Raw genomic sequence first — 25,094 nt, forward strand, 5'->3', positions numbered from 1 at the left:
CCGATTTTACGACGTATGGCTATCACGTATATCGGCGCCCCTTCCTCCACGAATTCCTGGAGGAGTGCGCACGCAATTTTGAGATCGCTGTCTGGTCGTCTGCGTCGGATGAATATGTCAGGTCTGTCGTTGAGAGCATTTTCCCTGATCCTTCTTTACTCCATTTCGTTTGGGGAAGAAGCCGCGCCTCGTTGCGACGAACCTCTCCTTACGACGATGGGAATTTCTTCGATCCATGGGACCACCTTCACTATCGGAAGCCACTGTCAAAGGTTCGACGAGGGGGGTGGAATTTGGAGCGGGTGTTGATCGTCGACGATACGCCGGAAAAGTGCGTCCAAAACTTCGGAAACGCCATCTATCCTAAACCCTTCGAAGGGTCTCTCGAGGACAACGAGCTAAGATTACTAACTGCCTATCTCAAAACCCTGAAGGACGAAGCAAACGTGCGGCGACTGGAGAAGCGCCGCTGGCGTGACTTCGTCTTACCGACCTAAACCACCATTCCCGCCGCCCAGCCGCTCGCCCAGGCCCATTGGAAATTGTAGCCCCCTAACCAGCCCGTAACATCGACCGCCTCGCCGATCGCGTACAAGCCCGGCACCTTACGAGCCTCCATCGTCTGCGACGATAGCTCGGCGGTCGAGATGCCGCCCGCCGTCACCTCGGCCTTGGCGAAGCCTTCGGTGCCGTTGGGGGTGAAGCGCCAATCGGCGAGTTGCGCCGCCGCCGCCGCGACCGCCTTGTCGGTGTGGGTGCCGAGTTCGCCGTCAATGCCGATCCGGTCGGCCAACGTATCGGCAAGCCGCGCGGGCAGATGATTGCCGAGCGTATTGTCGAGTCGCGCCCGCGGACGGGCGTGCTTGACCGCGACGAGCCAGCCGGGGGCGAGATCCGGCAGAAAATCGATCCCGACCGGCTCGCCGTGCCGCCAGTAAGACGACACTTGCAGGATCGCCGGGCCGCTCAGCCCTTTGTGCGTGAACAGCGCGGCCTCGCGGAACTTGGCCTTGCCCGCCTTAGCGACGACCTCCGCCGCGACGCCCGAGAGCGAGCGGAACAGCGTTTCGTCGCCGCCCAGCGTCAGCGGCACCAAAGCGGGGCGCGGCTCGACCACTTTCAGGCCGAATTTCCGCGCCAGATCATAGGCAAAACCGGTCGCGCCCATTTGCGGGATCGATGGACCGCCGGTCGCGATGACGAGTTTCGGCGCAGTGGCGGTGCGGTCCCCCGCGGTGACGCGATACTGGCCGTCGGCGTGCGCCACATCGCGGATCGGGTGGCCGAGCGCGATCTCGACCGCTCCCCGGTCACATTCGTCCTGCAACATCGCGACGATCTGCTTGGCCGAGCCGTCGCAGAAGAGTTGCCCGAGCGTCTTTTCGTGCCAGGCGATGCCGTGGCGTTCGACCAGAGCGAGAAAATCCTGCGCGCTATAGCGGCCTAGCGCCGACTTGGCATAATGCGGATTGGCCGACAGGAAGCGATCCGCTGCCGTGTGGAGGTTGGTGAAATTGCACCGCCCGCCGCCCGAAATCAGGATCTTCTTGCCGATCGCATCGGCATGATCGACCAGCAAAACGCGCCGCCCGCGCTGGCCGGCGGTGAAGGCGCACATCAGCCCGGCCGCGCCCGCGCCGAGGATGATGGTGTCGTAGGTCATTTCGTTCATGCTGCCGCCCAGAGCGCAATTTGAAACGAAGCGCCAGCGGCAACGCGCGCCGCCACGATCGTCCCGCCGCTTGCCGCCAGCAGGGATCGCGCGATGGCTAGGCCCAGCCCCGCCCCGCCTTCCTCGCGCCGACCGGTGAAGAAGGGTTCGAAAATACGCTCGATATCCGCCGCCGCCACGCCGGGGCCATCATCCGACACCGATACGCGAACGCCGTCCGCCGCCTCAATGCCGATCGTGACGCGAGTCGCACCCGCCTGCCGCGCATTTTCGACGACGGTCTCCAGGATCGTCTCGATCGCCGCGCTTGTCACCCGCGCATCGGGCACCGCGCCAGCAATCACCTCCACCGCGAACGAATCCCCCCGAAACGAATCGGCGACCCGCCGCGCCGCCGCCACGACATCAGCGCGCGCATCGGCATCGATCGTCGCCATGTCGGCGCGGGCGAGATCGAGCAGCCGCTGCACCAATCGCGCGAGCCGGTCCGCATCCGCCGTCGCATTGCCGAGGAAGCGCGCGCGTTCCGCCGCGCTCATCTCCGCGCCGTGATCGCCGAGCAGTTCGAGCGCGCCGCGAATCCCGGCGATCGGCGTCTTGAATTCGTGGCTCACTGCCGCGGCAAAATCCCGCAAGTAACGCGAGCGCCGCTCGATCCGCTCGGCCATACGGCGGAAATTGTCGTAAAGCTGCGCGATCTCGATCGCGGCGGTGACCGGCGTTTCCGGCACCACCGGCACCCCGCGCGCGACATCGTCGCTGGCGCGCGCCAGCGCGGAGATCGGCCGTGCGATGCCGCGCGACAGCAAACCTGCCAGCACCAGCAACGTGAGGAAGATCACCCCCGTCCCCAGCAGGATCGCCACCCGGTCCTGCCAGATGCCGATGAACAGCCCGCGCGGGGAGCGCGTCACCATCACCACGCCGATCACCCGCCCACCGGCGATTACCGGACGGGCATGATGCACGCGGATCGCATAGGCGCGGCTGAGCATCGCGCGCCAATCGGCCATTTCCGTCGCACTGCGTTCGCGCAGGACCGTCGCCGGACGCCCGCGCAACGCGGCGCGCACCTCGGCCAGTTTCCCAAAATTCAACCCGGCATCATCGCGCCCAAGCACCACCGTACCGTGGCGGTCGAGCAGCCGTGTCGCGGTCAACGTCACCGCGACGGCATCGCTGACGATCGGACGAAGCGCCTGCGCGACCTGCGCGGAATGTGGGTCGGGCGGCCCTGCCACCCGCCCGCGTGGCGCGCGCGGCAGCACCGGGTCTGTGCGCAAGTCGATCCCCGGCACCTCAGGCGCAAGCGGGCGCGGCGCTGGGTCCGGCGCCCCGTTCCGCCACGCCGATTTATACGCCGCCGCAAGCACCACGCTTTGCGCGATCAGTTCGGATTCGGTCTGCTGGACGATCGTGTTCTCATACACCCGCAGTGACAGCGCCGCGACGCCCGGCAGCGTCGCCACGAACAATAACGTCCCGAACAAGATCACGCGCAGCCGCAGCTTCGGCCAATGCGCCTTGGCAAAATCCTTCAGCGCCCCGATCACATCAAGGCTCAAGCGCAACTGCCGATGCGATATCCGATCCCGGCACGCGTCTCGATCAGATCGACCTCGGGAAATTTGCCCCGAAGATTGCGGACATGGCTGTCGATCGTGCGGTCGGTGATCGCAAAGCCCGGACCGTGCAGCCGATCGATGATCGCATCGCGCGAGAACACCTTGGTCGGGCTGGTCGCGAACAGCAGCAAGAGCTGGAATTCGGTCGCGGTCAGCAACACGGGCGCATCGTCGAAGCGCGCCTCCCACGCCTCGGTATCGAGCGACAGGCGCGCGTGGGTTACTGCCTGGGGCGGCAGGGCAGGTGCAGTCCCGCGCTTCAGGATCGCACCGACGCGCGCCACCACTTCGCGCGGAGAGAAAGGCTTCACGACATAATCGTCGCCGCCGATTTCGATGCCGACGATCCGGTCGATCTCGTCATCGCGCGACGACAGGAACAGGATCGGCAGCGCCGCCCCCGCCCCGCCCCCGATGCTCGTATCTCCGCGCAATTTGCGGCAGAGGTCGAGGCCGTTCAAACGCGGCATGTTGATGTCGAGCACCATCAGATCGGGCATCCGCCGCGCGAGCGCCGCCAGCGCATCCTCGCCATCGACCGCCTCCGCCACGCTCATACCCGCCTTGCCGAGCGCGAAGGCGAGCAATTCGCGGATGTGCGGGTCGTCATCGACGATCAGGATGTGGCTCATGGACGGCATGTGTGGTCCTCGTTCGCGCGTCGTCAATCACTTCCGGGCGCCCCTTTCGTCACCCCGGCCTTGTGCCGGGGTCCACCCATCAACGAGAAGCAACGCCCGAGGGGCACGGTGGACCCCGGCACAAGGCCGGGGTGACGGATATGGTTTAGGCGAGCCCCATCCACCGCTGATGCCGCGCTTGTGGAGAAAAGGTGCAGACGGTACGCCGCACAATCCATTCGAAAGGCCCGAACATGCGCGAAGCCGCGATCGTCTCCACCGCCCGCACCCCCATCGGCAAGGCTTACCGCGGCGCGTTCAACGCGACAGAAGCGCCCGTGCTGGCGGCGCATGTGATGAACGCGGCGGTCGAGCGCGCAGGGATCGACCCCGCGCGGATCGACGAGATTTTCTGGGGCGTCGGCAATCAATGGGGCAGCCAGGGCGGCAATGCCGGGCGGATGGCGACCTTCGCGGCGGGCCTGCCGCAGAGCGTGCCCGCCTTCACGCTCGACCGCAAATGCGGCTCCGGGCTGACGGCGGTGGCGCTCGCCGCGCGGAGCATCATCTGTGACGAAATGGATGTCGCGCTGGCAGGCGGCATGGAATCGGTGAGCTTCACCGTGACCAAGGATGCCCCGCGTTACGTTAACCAATCGGTCACGAGCAAGGAACCCGCCGCCTACATCCCGATGATCGAAACCGCCGAGATCGTCGCCGAGCGCTATGGCATCAGCCGCGCGGCGCAGGATGCCTATGCCGCGATGAGCCAGCAGCGGGCCGCACGCGGGCTGGAAACGGGGGCATTCACCGCCGAAATCGCGCCGATCACGGTGGAGAAGGCGATCTTCGACAAGAGCGGTGAGCGCACCGGCAGCGAAACGGTGACGCTGTCGCAGGACGAGGGGATCCGTGCGGGCACGACGGCTGAGGGGCTGGCCGGGCTCAAGACCGTCTGGCCGGGCGGCGAATTCACCGGCGCGGGGCAGAACATCACGGCGGGCAATGCGAGCCAGCTATCCGACGGTGCCTCGGCGCAGATCGTGATGGACCACGCGACGGCCAAGGCCGAGGGGCGCGAGATTCTCGGCATTTATCGTGGTTTTCAGGCGGCGGGCTGCGCGCCCGATGAAATGGGCATCGGCCCGGTCTTCGCGATCCCGAAATTGCTGGCGCGCGCCGGGCTGTCAGTCGCCGACATCGGGCTGTGGGAATTGAACGAAGCGTTCGCGTCGCAATGCCTGTATTGCCGCGATTTCCTCGGGATCGATCCGGAGAAATACAACGTCAATGGCGGCGCGATCGCGATCGGGCATCCGTTCGGGATGACGGGATCGCGGCTGGTCGGTCATGCGCTGATCGAGGGTCGGCGGCGTGGGGTCCGCTATGTTGTGGTGTCGATGTGTACGGCGGGCGGAATGGGGGCGGCGGGACTGTTTGAAGTCGCGTAGCGCGAGCATTTAGCGAAGCTAAATCGAGCCACCAGCTACGCGACCGGCCGGCGGCGCTACAGCGCCGACCGACGACGCGGCTTCGCCGCGTCGCCACCGGCACCCACCCCTACCGCTTCGTCTCCGTCAAAAACAAAAACGAATAATCCGACGCATAAGGCTGCGGTGCGCCGCCCACGACCCTCGACACCTTGCGCAAACCACCTTTAGCCGCAGCCTGCAGCCCCGGCGGTGACGCGATCGACGTGTAATTGGCATGGCAATCCATGCACCCGGCCTGCGTCTGCTGGAACGACTCCAGCGTGGCATCGGCGAGGATCTGCGCGGTCCCGCCCGCTGCACCCTTGGGCGAGGGGGTACCCTGCGGCAGCGGCAGGCGCTGTCCGGCGGGAAGCGGATTGCCGCTGTCGGTCGGCCATTGCACACCGACCAGCCGGTAATAATTGAACACCGATTTCGCGGGCAGCAAGCTCCAGAAATAGGCCGTCACGCCGTTCGCCGTCGCCGATACCGGCGTCACCCGCGTGATCTGCATTGGCGCGGTGAAGGGCTGGCATGTGCCGCCGGGCGCCGGCGGACAGGGTGTCGGCGGCGCGTTATGCACGCATTTGAACGCATTGGTCTTCGGGTCGCATTTGGGATCGAAGAAGGTGTAGCCCGGCGACGGTTTCTGATTGGGATTGGCGGGTAAGGTCGGCGCGACGAAGCCCCCGCCCGCCGCCTCGTCCGGCGTATTGTCGATCTGCTCGAACGTCGCCCAGATCCATTGGTGGAACGCCACCGTCTTGCGCGCGATGTGCAAGCCGACGAGGCCGACGGTCACTTGCCGCCGGGCCTTGGTGACGGGGTCGACGATTTCGGCGATCGCGGTCTTGTAGCGGTAATCGAGCGAATGGTCGGCGGGCAGCGGCGTCCATGACGCCTTCACCTCCATCGCCCCGACATGGTCGCCATAAGTCTTGATATTGCCCTCGCAATCGGTGTCGTCCCACCCGTTCGACTGGCCTTCGGGCATGGTCAGGCCGCCGCGCATCAGCGCCCCCGGCGGCGGCGGTCCGGGTGGGCCGTCGCTGAGATACTTTCCGGGCTGGCTGGCGCAGGCCAATTGGCCGGCCGCCGTGGTCAGATTCTGTGTCGTGATGAATTCATATTCGTCGCGATTCATCATGATCTCGTAATAGGTGAGATCACCGCGCGCGTTGGTCAGCCAGTGATGGCCGCTGCCCGCCTGATAGATGTCGCTGAGGTCCGCCGCGCCGAATTTGGATGTGCGGCTCAGCACCTTCGAGGTCGGACGCTTGGCCTGCCAAGTGCCCTTCATCGGCCCCTTCATCGGCGTAGCGGTGAAGACGGCGGACGCCTCCATATAGCTTTCCCAGACCTTCGGGCTGGTGTCTCCGGGCGTACCGAACGATGCGGGCAGCGCCTTGGGATTGGGATAGCCAGGATTACTAGGGTCGGCCTGCCAGTTGAGCGCGACAAACTCCTGCCACGCGAAGCAATAGACGCTGGTGTCGTCGCGCGCCGGACTGGAGACCAACGCCGATTCGAGCGTCTTTGGGCCGGCCGTGCAAGGATTGGTCGTGACCGGTGTAGCGGCGGCTGTTGTAACCGTACCGCTCGCGTTCGAACCGCCCGCTCCGCCCGCAGTACACCCGCCGACCACGAGGCCGAGCGTCACCACGCCGACCATCGCCACTCGAGTCGATTTGCAGATTGCGTCTAACCCCAACATCACAGCCCCCGCCTACTGATTGTTCATGGTCGATCGTTCCACTTGTGTAACACACAGTTTGAAGGATCGACCAGATAATCTCGCTCCGATCCTGTTCGATCCAACGCCCGGCGCGTCACACCGCCACTTCGCGCCACGCCCCCTGCGTAATCCCGTCGAGGGTCCACTCCCCAACCCGCCAGCGCACCAGCCGCAAGGTCGGCAACCCCACCGCCGCCGTCATGCGCCGCACTTGCCGATTGCGCCCCTCGCGGATCGTGAGTTGCAGCCAGCAGTCGGGCACGCTCTTGCGAAACCGCACCGGCGGATCGCGCGGCCACAGCTCGGGCGGGTCGATCCGCTCGACCTCGGCCGGGCGCGTCATCCCGTCCTTCAGCAACACGCCCTTGCGCAGCGCCGCAAGGCTCGCCTCGTCGGGCTCCCCCTCTACCTGCACCCAATACGTCTTGGGCAGTTTGAACCGCGGGTCGGCGATACGCGCCTGCAGGCGCCCGTCATCGGTCAGCAGCAACAGCCCCTCGCTATCGCGGTCGAGCCGCCCCGCCGGATAGACTCCCGGCACGGCCAAAAACTCCGACAGCGTCGCGCGCGCCGTGTCGGACCCGGCATCGGTGAATTGCGAGAGGACGCCATACGGCTTGTTGAACAGGAGAAGCCGCGCCATCAGACGCGCTATAGCAGCCGCGTCTCGATCCGGGGATGGTTTTCGAGCGTGCGGTGTACCGGGCATTTGTCGGCAATGACCAGCATCCGCATCCGCTGCGCTTCGCTCAAATCGCCTTCCAGCCGGATGACGCGTTCCAGCACCTCGATCTGCGGCTGACCCGTCGCACAATCGGCGCAATCGTCGGCATGGCGGCGACTGTGGTTGAGCGTCACCGACACGCCGGTCAGCGGGATGCCCTCTTTCTCCGCCACCAGCCGCAGCGTCATCGCGGTACAGGTGCCAAGCGCCGACAGCAGCAGATCATACGGCGTCGGCCCGAGATCGCTGCCGCCCACCGCAAGCGGTTCGTCAGCCAGGAAGGTGTGGCCCGATGAATCGACGATCTGCACGAACTTCGCCTCGGTCGAGGTAACGCGGACATGTCCCTCGGGCACTGCATCGATAGGCATGGCTGGGCCGAGAAAAGGCTGCACCCAGGCGGCGATGATCATCGCGGCATAGCTCGCCTGCTCAGGATCGGTCAGCAAATGATCCGCGCCGTTCAAGGCCACGAAGCTCTTGGGATGCTTCGCCGCCTCGAAAATCGCGCGCGCATTCTCGATCCCGACGGTCGCATCGGTCGCCGAATGCAGCACCAGCAGCGCCCGCTTCAACCGCCCGAGCCGCGCCGCCTGATCCTGCCCCGCGACCGAGTCGAGGAAATCGCGCCCGATCCGGAATGGCCGCCCGCCGATCGACACTTCGGTCTGCTGATCGCCGATATCCTCGGTACCCTTGATGAGATGCAGGACATGCGCGGGATCGAACGGCGCGGCGATCGTCACGACCGCCTTTACCGAGGGAATCTGCTCCGCCGCCGCAATCACCGCCGCGACGCCGAGCGAATGGCCGATCAGGATCGCCGGCGCGCCTATGCTGCTTTCCAGATACGCCGCCGCCGCGACCAGATCATCGACATTGGCGGTGAAATGGCTGTCCGCGAACGCCCCTTCGCTGTCGCCGAGACCCGTGAAATCGAAGCGCAGCGTCGCGATCCCCTGCTCGGCGAGCGCAAGACTCACCCGCCGCGCGCCGTGGCTACGCGCGGTGCAGGTGAAGCAATGCGCAAACACCGCGACCGCGCGAACGCGCCCCGGCGGCAGCTCGATCGACCCGGCGAGCATCACCCCGGCGGCATTGGGGAACCGGACCTCATGCTTCATGGCAAACGCCCTCCTGCCCGGCAGATAGCACGACCGCCTGTATACGCGCCAAGCGGACAGCGGCGCGCACCCTTTCGGGAGCCGACGCGTCCTCCGCCCAGCGGTTTAGTCCGCGAACAACAGCACCGGCGTCTCCAGATACTTCTTCAACGCCTGGACGAAGCTCGCCGCATCCCACCCATCGACCACACGGTGATCGCAGCTGATCGACAGGTTCATCAGTTTCGCGCGCACGATCTCGTCGCCCATAAAGACCGGACGCTCGACGATCTTGTTCGGACCGATGATCGCGACTTCGGGGCGGTTGATCACCGGTGTCGTCGCGATCCCGCCGAGCGGCCCGAGCGAGGTGACGGTCAGCGTGCCGCCGCCCATTTCCTGCGGGGTGAGCTTATTGGCGCGCGCCGCCTCGGCCAGCCGCAGGATTTCGGTCGCGAGCTGCCACACGTTGCGGTCCTGCGCATCGCGGATGACGGGGACGGTCAGCCCGGCATCAGTCTGTGTCGCCATGCCGAGATGGACGCTGCCGTGCCGCGTGACCACGCCCGCTTCGTCATCGTAGCGCGCGTTGATCATCGGGAAGGCGGGCACCGTCTTGCAAATCGCCGCGATCAGCAACGGGAGCATCGTCAGCTTTGGCCGCTGCCCGCGATTGGCGTTGAGATCGGCGCGCATCGCCTCGAGCGCGGTGACGTCCACTTCATCGACATAGGTGAAATGCGGGATCGCGCGCTTCGACGCCGCCATATTCTCGGCGATGCGGCGGCGCATCCCGATGACCTTGACCGCTTCGTCGGCGCGGGCGTGCGACGCGTGCGGGGCGTGGTAGCCCTGCCCCTGGCCGTAGCGCAGGAACGCGTCGAGATCGCTGTGGCGGACGCGGTCGCTTTCGGTCTTCACGTGCGCCAGATCGATGCCGAGATCGGCCGCGCGCGCGCGGACGGCGGGAGAGGCGAGGACTCGCTCTTCTCCCCTCCCGCCCGCGGGAGGGGCTGGGGGTGGGCTCGCGCCATCAACGGGGCCGTCGGTGGCGAGCGCGCGCCCGCCCCCTCCCGCAAGCGGGAGGGAGGAAGAAGGTGCCTCTACCCCCGGATTCTCCGCCTCATATTGCTCCGCCACCTCTTCCTGCTCGCTGGAAAGCGGTGCGGCCTTCACCTCATCCGTCACCGGCTCCAACGCAGGCGCTTCGGACGCCGAGAAATCCCCTTCGGTCTCGATCACCACCAGCGCGGCACCGATCGAGACCTGATCGCCGACTTCACCCGCCAGTTCGATCACGGTCCCCGACACCGGCGATTCCATCTCCACGGTCGCCTTGTCGGTCATCATGTCGGCGATTTGCTGGTCCTCCTCGATCCGATCGCCAACCTTGACGTGCCAGGCGACGATCTCGGCCTCGGAAATGCCTTCGCCGATATCGGGGAGTTTGAAGGTGAAGCGTGCCATCTCAATAAATCCGTATGTGGGTGGGGGCCGCGGGGGACGTCAGGCCTTCATGATCTTCTTGAGCGCCTCGCCGATCCGCACCGGCCCGGGGAAATACGCCCATTCGAGGCTATGCGGATAGGGCGTGTCGAAGCCGGTCACGCGCTCGATCGGGGCTTCGAGATGGTAGAAGCAGCGTTCCTGGACTTGCGCCGACAGCTCCGCGCCAAAGCCGCTGGTCCGCGTCGCCTCATGCACGATCATGCAGCGTCCGGTCTTTTGCACCGACGCTGCGATCGTCTCGATGTCGAGCGGCACAAGCGTGCGCAGATCGATCACCTCGGCATCGACGCCCGCTTCCTCGATCACGGCGAGCGCGACATGCACCATCGTGCCGTAGGCGAGCACCGTCAGCGCCTCGCCCGCGCGGACCACCTTCGCCTTGCCGAGTTCGATCTTGTAATAGCCGGTCGGCACGTCGCCGGCGGGATGCTGCGACCAATTCTGCGTCGGCTTGTCCCAATGGCCGTCGAACGGGCCGTTATAGATGCGCTTGGGCTCGAAGAAGATCGTCGGGTCATTGTCCTCGATCGCGGCGATCAACAGGCCCTTGGCGTCATACGGCGTCGATGGGATCACCGTCTTGATGCCCGAGACGTGGGTGAAGATGCCTTCGGGGCTCTGCGAGTGCGTCTGCCCGCCGAAGATGCCGCCGCCGAAGGGCGAGCGCACCGTGATCGGCGCGGTGAATTCGCCCGCCGAGCGATAGCGCAGCCGCGCCGCCTCCGACACGAGCTGATCGAGTGCGGGATAGATATAATCGGCGAACTGGATTTCGGGCACCGGGCGCAGGCCGTAAGCACCCATCCCGACCGCGACGCCGATGATGCCGCATTCGGTGATTGGCGTATCGAACACGCGCGTCTTGCCGTATTTCGCCTGCAACCCCGCGGTCGCGCGGAACACGCCGCCGAAATAGCCGACATCCTCGCCCATCACGACGATGTCGGGATCGCGCGCCATCATCACGTCCATCGCCGAATTGATCGCCTGGATCATGTTCATCCGGGTGGAAGTCGGGGCCTCATCCGGGCGCGCGCTGTCGATCATGTCGTTCATATGGCCGTATTCCGCACGATGAAGGTGTCGCCGCCCGCCGCCTTGTAGCGCGCCAGCGCGGCCTTGCTGCTGTTCCGATCAAAGGCGTAGCCGGCGAGGAAATCCTTCACCGGTGCCTGCACGCGCGCCAATGGGGTGGGTTCGGCGACCAGCCCGTGATCCGCCCCGTCCACCACGATGGCGAACTTGCCGCCCGACGGGCTCGATTCGATCGGGAAGAGATGGTCGGCGGGATTTTCGGCAAAGCCAGGAACGACGTCCTTCGTGCCGGTGATCAGCAGCGTCGGCACGGCCAGCGTCGCGTATGCATTGGGCTGAACCAGCACGGGGATCTTGCCGGGGGTGGAGAAGCCCAGCACCGCCTTGACTGCGGGATTGCGGAGTGCGCCGAAATAGCCAAGCGACCCGCCGAGGCACAAGGCGAGGAGCGTGCCGAAGCTGTGCCCCGCGGCAATCACCGGCAGGCCGGGCAGCGCGGCGCTGGCGTACGCGGCGGCCGCCTTCATATCGAACAGCCGCTCCGAAAAACCCGCCTGGGGGCTGAACTTGTCGCGATCGGGATAGTGCACCGAATCGACGTGAAGCGGCGCGAACACCGCAAAGCCGTTGGCGGTGAGCAGATCGACCAGCAAGCCATAGCGCTCCGGCCACGAACCATGCCCGGTCGAGAACAGCACAACGCCCTTCGGCTTGGCCGGGCGCCACACGGTCAATTTGGTCGATCGCTTGGCCGACACCGCGAGATCAACCGTTTGCGGGTTCACCTTCGTATCGGCGGCGATCGCCGGGAAGAACGGCGACAGCGCCAATGCGCCGCCCGCGCCGAGCAGGAAACGACGATCGATCATCATGCCTTCCGCGCCCACGGTCGGCCGCTGGCGGTCTCCTCGGCGATCATCTGCGCTTGCTGCTCGCGCAAATGCCACGGCATTTCCTCAAACACACCGTCGAACAGCGTGTCGAGCGGCTGATGCAGGCCGTGGCCGAGGATGCCATTGGCCTCGGCTTCCTTCTGCGCGCGCTTTACCGATTCGGCGAGTTCGAGATCCTGCGCGGCGTGGCGCACCTCATCCCATTCGCCGATCGCGATCAGATGCTCCTTCAACCGCTTGATCGGGTCGCCGAGCGGCCACGCCGTCGGCTCGCCCGCCGAGCGATATTGGCCGGGGTCATCGGAGGTCGAATGCCCTTCGGCGCGGTAGGTGAAATGCTCGATCAGCGTCGGCCCCTGATTGGTGCGCGCGCGCTCCGCTGCCCAGGCAGTGGCGGCATAGACCGCCAGCGCGTCATTGCCATCGACCCGCAAGCCGGCGATCCCGTAGCCGACCGCACGCGCCGCAAACGTCGTCGATTCCGCACCGGCAAAGCCCGAGAACGATGAGATCGCCCATTGATTGTTGACGACGTTGAAGATCACCGGCGCGCGATAGACGCTGGCAAAGGTGCAGGCCGAATGAAAATCCCCCTCGGCGGTCGATCCTTCGCCGCACCACGTCGCCGCGATCCGCGTATCACCCTTGGCCGCGCTCGCCATCGCCCAGCCGACCGCTTGCGGATATTGCGTGGTGAGGTTGCCGGAGATCGAGAAGAACCCGGCTTCCTTGACCGAATACATGATCGGCAACTGCTTGCCCTGCAAACGATCCGCCGTGTTCGAATAGATCTGGTTCATCATGTCGACCATCGACCAGCCGCGCGCGATCAGCAGGCCTTGCTGGCGATAGGACGGGAAGCACATGTCCTCATAATCGAGCGCATACGCCGCCGCGACCGCGACCGCTTCCTCGCCGGTACACTTCATGTAGAAGCTGGTCTTGCCCTGGCGTTGCGCGCGAAACATGCGTTCGTCGAACGCGCGGACCAACGCCATGCTGCGCAACATCGCGCGCAGCGTATCGGGCGACAGGCGCGGGTTCCACGGGCCGACTGCCTGCCCCGAATCATCGAGCACGCGGACCAGATCGAAAGCGAGATCACGGAAGCTGTCGGCGGCATCGGCGGTGTCGGGCCGACGTGCCTGCCCGGCCGGGGGAATCGGCACTTGCGTGAAATCGACCGTGTCGCCGGGCCGGAACTTGGGTTCGGGCACATACAGCGACAGTGGGGGCAGATTGGGCTTCAAATGGGCAGGGACGCGGTCGCTTGCCATGGTCTCTCCAGCGGGAACGTGCTCTCATTCAAACAGTCGGCACGCGGATTCGTTCTATCACGCCGTTGTTATAAAATTTCGCGGGGCTTGGCGAGAGGGTCGCGTGAGCGGAATGCGACGGCCTGTCCCGTTCCGGTGACGGAGCAGCTTGACTCAGTAGGACGAAAGAGAACAAAATAGGAACAGTCCTGCTTCTGCGAGTCGTGTCCTGTGTCCTCCGCCGCCCGTCCCCATGCCGCAATCGTCGCCGAATTGCGCGAAAGCCTGAAGAAGGTCGCGGGCGACGGCTTGCGTCGGCGCCCGGTGCTGCCGTTCGGGATCGCTACGATCGACGAGCGCTTGGCGACGGGCGGTCTGCGGCTCGATTCGCTCCACGAAATCGCCGCCGCCAGCCCCAGCCCGTCGGATGATGCCGCCGCAACGCTGTTCATGGCCGGGATCGCGGCGCGCGCCTGGGGGCCGGTGCTGTGGGTGGTGCGACGGCGCGATCTGTTCGCGCCCGGCCTCTATCAAGCGGGGCTCGCACCCGAACGGCTGATCTATGCCGAGGCCGCCGACGATGCCGAACTGCTCGCCCTGATGGAGGAAGGGCTGCGTCACCGTGGCCTTGGCGCGGTGGTCGGCGAAGTGAAGCGCGCCGCCATGCCCAATACGCGCCGCCTGCAACTGGCGGCGGAGGGCGGCAAAACGATCGCCTTGCTGTTGAAACGCCATGCGCGGGCGGCTTCTGACCAGACCGGAAAAGGGGGGCGCGGTGGCAATCCGCTCGCCGTCCCGTCCGCCGCCGTGACGCGCTGGCGGATCGCGTCCGCCCCCTCGGCAGCACTGCCGGTCGGAGCGGCGGGAGTCGGACGCGCGATGTGGGGGGTGGAGCTGGTCCGCCAACGCGGCGGCGAATCCGCCGAATGGACGATGGAGGCATGCGATGAAACGGGTCGCCTCGCTCTACCTGCCCGATTGGCCGATCGAACGGATCGTTCGGCTGACGGCGCAGGCCGAGCGTATCGCCGCGCCGCCTGAGGCCGTGCTTTCAGTGGGGCCGTCCGACCCTGCCCGACCCGCCGCCCCCCATGTCGGCGGCTGGCGTCCCGGTGCGCGCTGGGCACGGAGCGAGAGCGCGCATCCGTTCAAGCCGATGTCCCCGGACGAGGGCGCGACACCGGTCAGGGATGCGCGGGCGGGTGGGCAGAACCATGCCCCACAAATACACCGTCACCCCGGCCTTGTGCCGGGGTCCACCGCGCAGCACGCTCTGCCTTCCGCGTTGAGGAGTGGACCCCGGCACAGGGCCGGGGTGACGAAAAATAGCATTGGTAGAGAAGCCCCTCTCCCCCTCGTCACCACCCAACAACAAGGCAACAAACTCGTCATCGCCGCCGCCTCCCCCGCGGCGCGCGCGCTCGGGATCAACCCTGGCATGGCGGCGACGCAAGCGCGCGCGCTGGTGCCCGAGCTCGACCTCCGTCCCGCCGATCCGCAGCGCGACCGCGCCGCCTTACGCGATCTCGCGCTGCGGGCGGCGCGGCGCTGGTGCCCGATCGTCGCCCTATCCGGCGAAGACGGCCTGTTCCTCGACATCTCCGGCACCGCGCATCTGTTCGGCGGGGAGGCGCGGATGGCGCGCGGCATCGTGCGCCTGCTCGCGCGCGCCGGTTTCACCGCACGCCTTGCCGTTGCCGATACGCCGGGTGCCGCCTGGGCACTCGCGCGCTACGCCCCGCAAATCTGCGAACCCGCCGCGCATTTCGACGCGATCGCCCCGCTCCCCACCGCAGCACTCCGACTCGAGGAACGCGCGATCGACTTGCTCAAGCGCCTCGGCGTCGACACCGTCGGGCAGCTTGCCGCCCTCCCCCGCGCCCCGCTCGCCCGGCGCTTCGGCGGCGCGCTGATCGCCCGGCTCGACCAAGCCACAGGACGCCTCCCCGAACCGCTCGACCCCATCATCCCGCCCGAAGCGATCGTCGTGGCACAGCGCTTCGCCGAACCGATCGCCACCGCCGACGCGATCGAGCATTGGCTGCGCGATCTGATGCCCCGCCTCGTCACCGCACTCGCGCAAGCAGGACAAGGCGCGCGCGCGATCGAATTGGTCGCCGACCGGATCGACGGGGTGCCCCAACGCCTGCGCATCGGCCTCGCCCGCCCGACCCGCGATGCCACGCATTTGCTGCGCCTGACGCTGCGGCGGATCGAGGAGATAGCTCCGGGCTACGGGATCGACGCGCTCACGCTCCACGTCCGCCGCGCCGATCCACTCGGCGCGCAAGCCTTCACCGAAACGCTGGAAGATCGCGCGCCCGATCTCGCGCCGCTGATCGACACGCTCGCCAATCGCATCGGGCCAGACCATCTGTGGCGCACCACCCCGCACGAAAGCGACGTGCCCGAACGCTCGGTCCTTGCCGTCGCGCCGCTCGATCCCCCCGCCCGCGCGATTACCAAACTGAAGGCTGACGATGTGCGCCAGCTCGACCGTTCGCCCGACGTGCATCCCTGGCACCCGCGCTGGCCGCGCCCGGTGCGGCTGCTGCGGCGGCCCGAGCTGCTCGACAATGTGCTCGCCGAATTGCCCGATCAGCCCCCGCGCCGCTTCACCTGGCGCGGCACGACGCACCGCGTGGTGCGCGCCGACGGCCCCGAGCGGATCACCGGCGAATGGTGGAAGCGCGCGACCGAGCGCCACAGCGTGCGCGATTATTTCCGGGTCGAGGACGACGTCGGCGAACGCTTCTGGCTGTTCCGCCGCGGCGACGGCGAACGCAGCGAAAGCGGCGACCTCGCCTGGTTCATGCACGGATCGTTCGGATGAGCGCGGCCTTACTGGCGCGCATCGATCGCCTTGAGATGACCAGTGGCTGCATAGCGCAGAATCGCGCGATCCGACGTAACGAGCGGACATCCCAGCACCCGCGCCGTGGCAATCATGATCCGGTCGCACGGATCGCCGTGGATATTGCCTTGCAGCCCCCCCGCATCGCGACCGATCGCGCCGGTGACCGGCACTTCGACAATCTGATACGTTCGCATCGCTTGATCGAGCCAGATTTCCAGCGGACTTTCGAGCGCGATGCGCCGTTTATCGACCAGCATCGCCAATTCCCAGGCGACCATCGCCGACATTCGACGTTCGCGCTGTTCTTCGATCGCTCGAAGTGCTTTAGGTCCGAGGCCGCTTGTGCCCTCCGCCAACCAGATCAGTGCATTGGTGTCCAGCAGGATCATCGGGACAGGCCGTCATCCCGCAAACGTTCGTCCCATTTGGCGTCCCACTTCGCCTCCCAATCGGGGTCTATCGGGCCCTCGATGTCGCCCAGAATTTTGATCGTTCCCTTCATCGCGCCGAACAACGGAGCCCGCGGCTCCGCCTGCGGCGGCACCGATGGCGACACCGTCGCCACCGGCTTTCCACGCTTGGTGATGGTGATCGACTCGCCCGTCGCCTGCACCTCGTCCAGCACCGCCAGACACTTGGCCTTGAACTCTGCGGCACCCATCATTTTCGTCACGTGCGCTACTCCCGCCGAACTGGTCACTTCCTATAGTCACTTCGCCGGTTTGCGGCAATGAGCTACCACGAACTGCACGTCACCACGCATTTCTCCTTCCTGCGCGGGGCGTCGTCGCCGGAGGACCTCATCAAGGCCGCGGTGATCTACGGAATGCCTGCGCTCGGCATTACCGACCGCAATTCGGTCGGCGGCGTGGTCCGTGCGCTCTACGCGTGCGAGCAACTGGCGAAAATCGGCTGCCACATCCGCCCGGTCGTCGGCTGTCGGCTCGATCTGGTCGATGGCACCTCGCTGCTCGTCTGGCCCGAGGACCGCGCCGCCTGGAGCCGCCTCACGCGGCTGCTCACGCTCGGCAAGGGCCGCGCCGATCCGCAAAAGGGCGAGAAAGGGCAATGTTTCCTGCATTGGGAGGATGTGGCGGAACATGCCGCGGGCCTCGTCGCGGCGCTGGTGCCCGGCCTGTCCGATCCCGGCGATCCGCTCGCCTTGCGCTGGATGGCGGATGTCTTCGCAAACCGCGGGCACGTCTGCCTGACGCAGCACCGCCGCCCCGGCGATGCGCAGCGTTTGCACGATCTGGCCGCCACCGCGCGGCGCTTCGGCCTCACCCCGCTCGCGACCGGCGACGTGCTCTACGACACGCCCGATCGGCGGATGCTGCAGGATATCATCACCGCGATCCGCCACGGCTGCACGATCGACGAACTCGGTTTTCGCCGTGAACGCAGCGCCGACCGGCATGTAAAGGCCCCGGCCGAAATGGCACGCCGCTTCCGGCATTTCCCGGAAGCCCTCGCCGCCAGCGCCGCGATCGTCGAGCGTTGCACCTTCTCGCTGCGCGACGTGACGCAGCATTATCGCTACCCCGACGAAATCGTCATCAGCGGCAAGAACCCGCAGGACGCGCTGGCGACGATGGCGCGCAGCGCGCTCGCCGAACGCTTCGACGGCAACCCGCCGCCCGCTTATACCGATCTGCTGGAGCATGAACTCCAACTCGTCGCGACGATGGGCTATGCGCCCTATTTCCTCACCGTCCATTCGATCGTGCAATATGCACGCAGCCAGGAAATCCTGTGCCAGGGGCGCGGCTCGGCGGCCAATTCGGTGATCTGCTTCGTGCTCGGCATCACCTCGATCGATCCGGTCAAGCACACCTTGCTGTTCGAACGCTTCATCTCGACCGAGCGGCAGGAACCGCCCGATATCGACGTCGATTTCGAACATGAACGGCGCGAGGAAGTGATCCAGTGGATCTACGAAACCTATGGCGAACGCCACGCCGCGCTGACCGCGGTGGTCAGCCGTTTCCGCTCGCGCGGCGCGATCCGCGAAGTCGGCAAGGCGCTGGGTTTGCCCGAGGACATGACTGCCGCTTTAGCCTCGCAAGTGTGGGGCTGGTCGAGCGAGGGCGTGCCCGAGGAACATGTCGCAGCACTCAATCTCGATCCGACCGAACCGCGCCTCGCGCTCGCGCTCGATCTGGCGACGCAGTTGATCGGCACGCCGCGCCATCTGTCGCAACATCCCGGCGGCTTCGTCCTCTCGCACGGTCGGCTCGACGAACTGGTGCCGATCGAACCCGCCGCGATGATCGATCGCCGCGTGGTCGAATGGGAGAAAGCCGATATTGAGGAGCTTGGCCTGATGAAGGTCGATATCCTCGGCCTCGGGATGCTCGGCTGCATACGTCGCGCCCTCGATTTGCTGCGCGCACACAAGAGCGTCGACCTCCGCCTCGACAGCCCGACCTTGCAGGACAATGACGCCAAGACCTTCGCGATGATTTGCAAGGCCGACACGCTCGGCACCTTCCAGGTCGAAAGCCGCGCGCAAATGTCGATGCTGCCACGGATGCGCCCGGAAAATTTCTACGACCTCGCCATCCAGGTCGCGATCGTGCGGCCCGGCCCGATCCAGGGCGACATGGTCCACCCCTATCTCAAACGCCGCGAGCAGCAGCGCGCCAACCGGCTCGCCGGGCGGCCCGACACTATAGACTATCCCAGCCCCGCGCTCGAATCCGTGCTCAAGAAAACGCTCGGCGTGCCGCTGTTCCAGGAACAGGCGATGCAAGTCGCGATCGTCGGTGCGGGCTTCACCGCTGGCGAGGCCGACCGGCTGCGCCGCGCGATGGCGACGTTCAAGCAGACCGGCGGCGTCGGCGAATTTCGCGATAAATTGATCTCGGGCATGCTCGGCAACGGCATCAGCCAAGATTTCGCCGAACGGCTGGTCAAGCAAATCGAGGGTTTCGGCAGCTACGGCTTCCCCGAAAGCCACGCCGCGAGCTTCGCCAAGATCGCCTATGCTTCGTGCTGGCTGAAATGCCATCATCCTGACGTGTTCTGCGCAGCACTGCTCAACGCGCAGCCGATGGGCTTCTACGCGCCTGCGCAAATCGTCCGCGATGCGCGCGAACATGGAGTGCGGATTGAGCCGGTGTGCGTGAACCGCAGCGATTGGGATACGACCTTACTCCCTCTCCCCGCCGGGGAGAGGGCGGACGAGCGCAGCGAAGTCGGGAGAGGGGCAGTCATCAACGGTAGCGTCCAGCACAGCCCCTCTCCCCGACCAGTTTCGGGTCGACCGTGCCCCGCACGGTCGAGGATCGTCCGGGGGACGATCCGACCCGAAACTCCCCGAAGGGGAGAGAGAGAAGAAAGACTCCCCCTCCGCCTCGGCCTCCGCATCGTCCTCGGCCTCTCCGGCGAAGAAGCGGGCCGCATCCTCATCGCCCGCGCCGCGCGCCCGTTCGCCTCGGTCGAGGATGTGTGGCGGCGCACCGGCGTCTCGCGCGGCACGCTCGAAAAGATCGCGCAGGCCGATGGCTTCCATGGCCTCGGGCTCGATCGTCGGCAGGCGCTATGGGCGATCAAGGCGCTCGGCGAGAAACCACTCCCGCTCTTCGCCGCAACCGAATCCGCCGCCGAGCCGCAGGTCACGCTCACCGCGCTCACCGCGGGCCGCGAAGTTGTCGAGGATTATCGCGCGACGCAATTGTCGCTGCGCGCGCATCCGGTCAGCTTCCTACGCGACACGCTCGATGCACGGCGCATCACGCGCTGCGGCGATTTGAAACGGATCAAGGACGGCACCCGCGTTGAAGTCGCCGGGCTGATCCTGGTGCGGCAACGCCCCGGCAGTGCGAAAGGCGTGGTGTTCGTCACGCTGGAGGACGAAACCGGCATCGCCAACGCGATCCTGTGGCCCGACCGGTTCGAAGCACAGCGCCGCACCGTGATGGGCGCGGCGATGCTCGGCATCACGGGGCGCGTGCAATGCGAAAGCGGCACGATCCACGTCATCGCCGACCGCATTACCGATCTGACCGGCTTACTCCGCCAGATCGGCGACTTGGATTTGCCCAACATGACCATGCCCGGCGACGGCGCGACGCATGGCGGCACGATCGACCCGCGCGATAGAAAGCCCGAGTGGAAACCCGACTCCCGCACCGACTATCATTACCGCGAGCGCGCTGAGCCCGTGATCCCGATCAAGAGCCACGACTTCCACTGAGCTGAACCTCTTGGCATTGCCGAATTTCAGTTTGTATTTCGTTTTTCCAAGAGGCCGTCTCGAATTGCGCGGTCACTAAGCTCGAGACCAATGGATGGAAATGGCCTGCCTTCATGGTTGGCTATTTGTTCGACTCGCCATACAATCATGCGGGAGTGACCTATTGGGCCACTCTACCGGTGTCCGGTCCAAGGATGCTGGCGACGGTTAGGAAGAGCGCGATGCCGAGAGCGGCCCCTTCCACAAGGGCTGCGAGTGACTCTTCCTAACCGCCTTCATCTTTGTCCACCGACTTCGATAAGGACACAAGAGAAAAGCAAAATAGGCGTTAGTGTTTTAGCCCCTCAGCCGACCACCGTCTGCTCGATCACCCCGAAGATCGGGTGACGCTTGTCGTCCTCGGCCCAGATGCGCACGGTATCGCCGGCGGCCAGGAACGGCGTGTGCGGGCTGCCGGTGCGGAGCATCTCGATCGTGCGCAATTCGGCGAGGCACGAATAGCCGACGCCGCCCTCGGCGATCGTCTTGCCCGGGCCGCCATCGGCGTCGCGGTTGGAGACGGTGCCAGACCCGATGATCGTGCCTGCGCACAACGCGCGCGTCTTGGCGGCATGGGCGATCAGCGTGCCGAAATCGAAGGTCATGTCGACGGCCGCATCGGCGCGGCCGAACGGCGTGCCGTTGAGATCGACGCACAGCCGCCGGTGCAGCTTGCCGTCCTGCCACCAATCGCCGAGCGCATCGGGGGTCACGAACACCGGTGAGAAGGCGCTGGCCGGCTTCGACTGGAAGAAGCCGAAGCCCTTGCCGAGTTCGCCGGGGATGAGATGGCGCAAGCTCACGTCATTGGTCAGCCCGACCAGTCGCACGCTGGCCAATGCTTCGTCGCGGCTCGCGCCCAGCGGCACGTCGCCGGTGACGACCACGACTTCGGCCTCGAAATCGCAGCCCAGCTCCTCTTCCGCGAACGGGATCGGGTCGCGCGGTGCGAGGAAACCGTCGGAGCCGCCTTGATACATCAGCGGATCGTGCCAGAAGCTGTCGGGCAATTCGGCGCCGCGCGATTGCCGCACCAAAGCGACATGGTTCACGTACGCCGAGCCATCAGCCCATTGATACGCGCGCGGCAGCGGCGACGCGGCGGCATGTTCGTGGAAGCGCCGCATCGGAATCATCTCATGTTCCAGGTCGGTCGCCAGATTTTGCAGATCGGGCAGCAGCCGATCCCAATCGTCGAGCGCGGCCTGCAGCGTCGGCGCGATGTGCGCCGCATCCGCGCACCAGGCGAGATCGTTCGATACGACAACGAGTTGCCCGTCGCGACCCGATTTGAGGCTGGCAAGTTTCACGCGCACTCTCCTAACGGTTTTCCCAAGCATAACCCACTCGCCTCGCTTGTCATCCCCGCGAACGCACGGATGGCGACGAAGAGTTACGCTTGACGCTCCCGGAAACTCGCCGCACACACCTCAAAACAAAGTTGCAAGAGAGGACCTATCCCATGTCATCGACGCTCGACACCGTCCCCGGCCGCTTCGCTTATAACGAGGATCATGAGGCGTTCCGCCAGACCGTGCGCAGCTTCCTGCAAAAGGAAGGCGTGCCGCACGTCAACGAATGGGAAGAGAACAAGCTCGTCCCCAAATCCTTCTGGATGAAGGCGGGCGAGATCGGGATGCTCTGCCCGACTGCACCCGAGGCATATGGCGGCCTGGGTCTCGACTTCGGCTATAACGCGATCGTCGATGAAGAGATGGCGTATAACGGCGTGCCCGCAGGCTTCTCGCTCCAGTCCGACATCGTCGCTGGCTATATCGAGACCTATGGCTCGGAAGAGCAGAAGCAGCAATGGCTGCCCAAGATGGTCTCGGGCGAAGTGATCACCGCCATCGCGATGACCGAACCCGGCACCGGCAGCGACCTGCAGGCGATCCGCACCAGCGCCAAGAAGGACGGCAATCACTACGTCATCAACGGCTCCAAGACGTACATCACCAATGGTCAGAACACCGATCTGACGCTGGTCGTCGCCAAGACCGATCCCGATGCGAAGCCCGCGTGGAAGGGCATGTCGATCATCCTGGTCGAAAGCGACCGCGATGGCTTCAAGAAGGGCCGCAAGCTCGACAAGATCGGGCAGGATGCCGCCGACACGTCGGAGCTGTTTTTCGAGGACGTCCGCGTGCCGATCACCAACTGTCTGGGCGAAGAGGGCAAGGGCTTCATCTATCTGATGAGCCAATTGCCGCAGGAACGCCTCAGCATCGCGGTGTCGGTCCAGGCCTCGGCACAAAAGGCGTTCGACGAGACGGTCGAATTCACCAAGACGCGCAAGGCGTTCGCCGGAATGGTGTTCGATTTCCAGAACACGCGCTTCGTGCTGGCGGATTTGAAGGCCAAGCTGCAGGTCGGCTGGGCCCACCTCGACTGGGCGATCGCGCGCCATTTGAAGGGCGAGCTGACCAATGAGGAAGGTGCCGCCGCCAAGCTATGGCACACCGACCTACAATGGGAAGTGATGGACAAGTGCCTGCAATTGCACGGTGGTGCGGGCTATATGAACGAATATCCGATTGCGCGGGCATGGCGTGCGGCGCGCGTGACGCGCATTTTCGGCGGCACGAACGAGATCATGAAGGAACTGATCGGGCGCTCGCTCTGACATAAAAATGGCCCGGCGGGGATGCCGCCGGGCCTTGAGGTTTCGCCTAGCCCGGATTATTCATCGGGAGCGATAATCGGTGGTGGCGATCGTGGTCTAAGTCTTTGGTTTGGAGTAGAGAAAGGGTGCTTACGCCATCCCTCTGCTCCAGACAGAAAGTGCCACGACCGCCATGGCCGACGATAGTGGGTTCTCCTTCACCTTCCCAGCCATTCGTGGTCGAAAAATCACCGCCGCGTTCGACGGCGGTCGGCTGACGTCGGACGGCGGCGTGCTACTGCTCGCACAGGCCGAGCGGCGGTTGGGGATCGCGGATCGGCTCGCCGCCTGCATCGCTGATCCGCGCGATCAGGGTCGGGTGATCCACCGGGTCGCCGACATCTTGCGCGCCCGCATGCTCGCGATCTCGTGTGGGTATGAAGACGCCAATGATCTCGACGCCCTGCGGCATGATCCAGGGTTCAAGCTGGCGCTCGGCAAACTGCCGGGTGATCCGTTCGGGCTGGCCAGCCAGCCGACGATGAGCCGGTGGGAAAACGCGCCGACTACGCGCGAGTTGATCCGTCTGACCGGTACGCTGGTCGACCTTTATTGCGCGAGCTACCCCGTGCCACCTGCGGCGGTGACGCTCGACATCGATGATACCGTCGACGTCGTACACGGCGCGCAGCAGCTCTCTTTCTGGAACGGCCACTACGGCGAGCGCTGCTTCCTGCCGATCCATGTCTACGACACCGCTACCGGGCGGCCGGTTGCGATGCTGCTGCGCACCGGCAAAACGCCGTCGGGCAAGGAAGTCGCCGGCCATGTTCGCCGGCTCGTGCGACGTATCCGTCGCCACTGGCCCGATACCCGGATCACGCTGCGCGGCGATGGTCATTACGGTCGGCCAGAGCCGATGGCCTGGTGCGAGGCGAACGGAATCGACTACATCTTCGGGCTGCCCGGCAACCGCACGCTCCACGCCGATCCCGTCATCGTTCGGGAAGGCGATGCCTGCGCGACCGACCGGGCATTGCAGGGACTGGTCGAACTAAGGCGTTACGCAGAGACGCGCTACGCTGCGAAAACCTGGGGGAATACCGAACGTCGCGTCGTTGCTCGCATCGAGGCGAGCAGCCTCGGCCTCGACATCCGCCTCGTTGTCACCTCGCTTGCCGAGGGCAGCGCTGAACGGATCTATGACACGCTTTACTGCGCCCGCGGCCAGGCGGAAAACTTGATCAAGCTGCATAAAACGCAGCTGAAGAGCGACCGAACCTCCTGCTGCTCGGCCAACGCCAATCAGATGCGGCTCATCCTTCACACCGCCGCCTACTGGCTGATGTGGGCCGTGCGGCACGCTATGCCCGCAACCGCCACGCTCCGCACCGCCGAGTTCGCGACCATCCGCCTGCGGCTGCTCAAGGTCGCCGCGCGCGTCGTCGAAACCACCAGCCGCATCCGCATCGCCTTCGCAAGCGCCTGTCCCGATGCCGCGCTGTTCCGATCCATCGCGCTCAACTTGCGCACCACGGGACCATGATCGATGCGGCAGTGGCCGCCAAACGAACCCCGCCCATCAACTCCGCCCCAAACTGTGAACCCGCGATGAGACAGGCGCTTGGGACCCATGCGCCCTGCCTGCGGCTACACGACGCCTGCGCTGACCCATCGGCTGAGAAACGCTGCCGGTGAATAGATCAGGCTAGGGAGCAAACCTGGCGTAATCATAATAGGATGATGTCGCGGGT

20 protein-coding genes are annotated in these 25,094 nt (G+C 65.6%); 7 read left to right on the top strand and 13 right to left on the bottom strand.

What is annotated here, in order from left to right; translation table 11 throughout:
• Positions 1 to 56: 56 nt before the first annotated feature.
• Positions 57 to 497, top strand: a complete 441-nt coding sequence (locus tag HMP06_RS09365) for an HAD family hydrolase (protein WP_232089955.1) — start codon at positions 57 to 59, stop codon at positions 495 to 497.
• Here HMP06_RS09365 and HMP06_RS09370 read toward each other — a convergent pair.
• From HMP06_RS09370 to HMP06_RS09380, 3 genes are read right to left on the bottom strand one after another with little or no spacing between them, the layout of a single operon-like run.
• On the bottom strand, positions 494 to 1,672 hold the full coding sequence (locus tag HMP06_RS09370) for an NAD(P)/FAD-dependent oxidoreductase (protein WP_176496852.1): 1,179 nt from the start codon (positions 1,670 to 1,672) through the stop codon (positions 494 to 496). The two genes, HMP06_RS09365 and HMP06_RS09370, sit on opposite strands and share 4 nt — an antisense overlap.
• Positions 1,669 to 3,243 carry a sensor histidine kinase gene (locus HMP06_RS09375; protein ID WP_232089577.1) on the bottom strand — a complete coding sequence of 525 codons (1,575 nt, stop codon included), beginning with the start codon at positions 3,241 to 3,243 and terminating at the stop codon, positions 1,669 to 1,671. The genes HMP06_RS09370 and HMP06_RS09375 overlap by 4 nt, the downstream gene beginning before the upstream one ends.
• On the bottom strand, positions 3,234 to 3,938 hold the full coding sequence (locus tag HMP06_RS09380) for a response regulator transcription factor (protein ID WP_176496853.1): 705 nt from the start codon (positions 3,936 to 3,938) through the stop codon (positions 3,234 to 3,236). The genes HMP06_RS09375 and HMP06_RS09380 overlap by 10 nt, the downstream gene beginning before the upstream one ends.
• Before the next feature lie 233 nt (positions 3,939 to 4,171).
• On the opposite strand from HMP06_RS09380, the gene HMP06_RS09385 reads away from it, so the two are divergent.
• Positions 4,172 to 5,368 (top strand): acetyl-CoA C-acyltransferase, encoded by a 1,197-nt coding sequence (locus tag HMP06_RS09385; protein WP_176496854.1) that lies wholly within the window; start codon positions 4,172 to 4,174, stop codon positions 5,366 to 5,368.
• A gap of 109 nt (positions 5,369 to 5,477) precedes the next feature.
• Here HMP06_RS09385 and HMP06_RS09390 read toward each other — a convergent pair whose 3' ends face one another.
• The 7 genes from HMP06_RS09390 to HMP06_RS09420 form a co-directional block, all read right to left on the bottom strand.
• Complete coding sequence (locus HMP06_RS09390; RefSeq protein WP_176496855.1) at positions 5,478 to 7,103, bottom strand: hypothetical protein; 1,626 nt, start codon at positions 7,101 to 7,103, stop codon at positions 5,478 to 5,480.
• A gap of 115 nt (positions 7,104 to 7,218) precedes the next feature.
• Positions 7,219 to 7,767: an rRNA large subunit pseudouridine synthase E gene (locus tag HMP06_RS09395; RefSeq protein WP_176496856.1), complete on the bottom strand. Its 549-nt coding sequence runs from the start codon at positions 7,765 to 7,767 to the stop codon at positions 7,219 to 7,221.
• An 8-nt stretch (positions 7,768 to 7,775) separates the two neighbouring features.
• Positions 7,776 to 8,972, bottom strand: coding sequence for a bifunctional alpha/beta hydrolase/OsmC family protein (locus HMP06_RS09400; protein WP_176496857.1), 1,197 nt, complete (start codon positions 8,970 to 8,972; stop codon positions 7,776 to 7,778).
• A 105-nt stretch (positions 8,973 to 9,077) separates the two neighbouring features.
• Positions 9,078 to 10,418: a dihydrolipoamide acetyltransferase family protein gene (locus HMP06_RS09405; RefSeq protein ID WP_176496858.1), complete on the bottom strand. Its 1,341-nt coding sequence runs from the start codon at positions 10,416 to 10,418 to the stop codon at positions 9,078 to 9,080.
• Between the two features lie 39 nt (positions 10,419 to 10,457).
• Positions 10,458 to 11,462 (bottom strand): alpha-ketoacid dehydrogenase subunit beta, encoded by a 1,005-nt coding sequence (locus HMP06_RS09410; RefSeq protein ID WP_176498456.1) that lies wholly within the window; start codon positions 11,460 to 11,462, stop codon positions 10,458 to 10,460.
• Positions 11,463 to 11,512: 50 nt separating this feature from the next.
• Positions 11,513 to 12,367, bottom strand: coding sequence for an alpha/beta hydrolase (locus HMP06_RS09415; protein WP_176496859.1), 855 nt, complete (start codon positions 12,365 to 12,367; stop codon positions 11,513 to 11,515).
• Complete coding sequence (locus HMP06_RS09420) at positions 12,364 to 13,665, bottom strand: 3-methyl-2-oxobutanoate dehydrogenase (2-methylpropanoyl-transferring) subunit alpha (RefSeq protein ID WP_176496860.1); 1,302 nt, start codon at positions 13,663 to 13,665, stop codon at positions 12,364 to 12,366. Before HMP06_RS09420 ends, HMP06_RS09415 begins: the two co-directional genes overlap by 4 nt.
• Before the next feature lie 252 nt (positions 13,666 to 13,917).
• Here HMP06_RS09420 and HMP06_RS09425 point away from each other — a divergent pair, with 252 nt between their 5' ends.
• A complete protein-coding gene (locus tag HMP06_RS09425) occupies positions 13,918 to 14,685 on the top strand; it encodes an ImuA family protein (protein WP_176498458.1) in 768 nt (255 codons plus the stop codon).
• A 274-nt stretch (positions 14,686 to 14,959) separates the two neighbouring features.
• Positions 14,960 to 16,477, top strand: a complete 1,518-nt coding sequence (locus tag HMP06_RS09430; protein ID WP_232089579.1) for a DNA polymerase Y family protein — start codon at positions 14,960 to 14,962, stop codon at positions 16,475 to 16,477.
• Between the two features lie 8 nt (positions 16,478 to 16,485).
• On the opposite strand, the gene HMP06_RS09435 is transcribed toward HMP06_RS09430, so the two are convergent.
• Positions 16,486 to 16,890: a type II toxin-antitoxin system VapC family toxin gene (locus HMP06_RS09435; protein WP_176496861.1), complete on the bottom strand. Its 405-nt coding sequence runs from the start codon at positions 16,888 to 16,890 to the stop codon at positions 16,486 to 16,488.
• Positions 16,887 to 17,201 (bottom strand): type II toxin-antitoxin system Phd/YefM family antitoxin, encoded by a 315-nt coding sequence (locus tag HMP06_RS09440; protein ID WP_232089581.1) that lies wholly within the window; start codon positions 17,199 to 17,201, stop codon positions 16,887 to 16,889. Before HMP06_RS09440 ends, HMP06_RS09435 begins: the two co-directional genes overlap by 4 nt.
• Positions 17,202 to 17,231: 30 nt before the next feature.
• Here HMP06_RS09440 and HMP06_RS09445 point away from each other — a divergent pair, with 30 nt between their 5' ends.
• The gene (locus HMP06_RS09445) at positions 17,232 to 20,699 is read left to right on the top strand and encodes an error-prone DNA polymerase (protein ID WP_176496862.1); all 3,468 of its coding nucleotides are present in this window, start codon (positions 17,232 to 17,234) and stop codon (positions 20,697 to 20,699) included.
• 344 nt (positions 20,700 to 21,043) lie between these two features.
• Here the strand turns inward: HMP06_RS09445 and HMP06_RS09450 are convergent, their stop codons facing one another.
• Entirely contained in the window at positions 21,044 to 22,048 is a 1,005-nt protein-coding gene (locus HMP06_RS09450; protein WP_176496863.1) for a fumarylacetoacetate hydrolase family protein, read from the bottom strand.
• A 152-nt stretch (positions 22,049 to 22,200) separates the two neighbouring features.
• On the opposite strand from HMP06_RS09450, the gene HMP06_RS09455 reads away from it, so the two are divergent.
• A complete protein-coding gene (locus HMP06_RS09455) occupies positions 22,201 to 23,361 on the top strand; it encodes an acyl-CoA dehydrogenase family protein (protein WP_176496864.1) in 1,161 nt (386 codons plus the stop codon).
• 172 nt (positions 23,362 to 23,533) lie between these two features.
• Positions 23,534 to 24,886 (top strand): IS1380 family transposase, encoded by a 1,353-nt coding sequence (locus HMP06_RS09460; RefSeq protein WP_176495742.1) that lies wholly within the window; start codon positions 23,534 to 23,536, stop codon positions 24,884 to 24,886.
• The last annotated feature ends 208 nt before the right edge of the window (positions 24,887 to 25,094 follow it).

It is taken from the genome of Sphingomonas sp. HMP6 (assembly GCF_013374095.1).
Taxonomy (GTDB): domain Bacteria; phylum Pseudomonadota; class Alphaproteobacteria; order Sphingomonadales; family Sphingomonadaceae; genus Sphingomonas.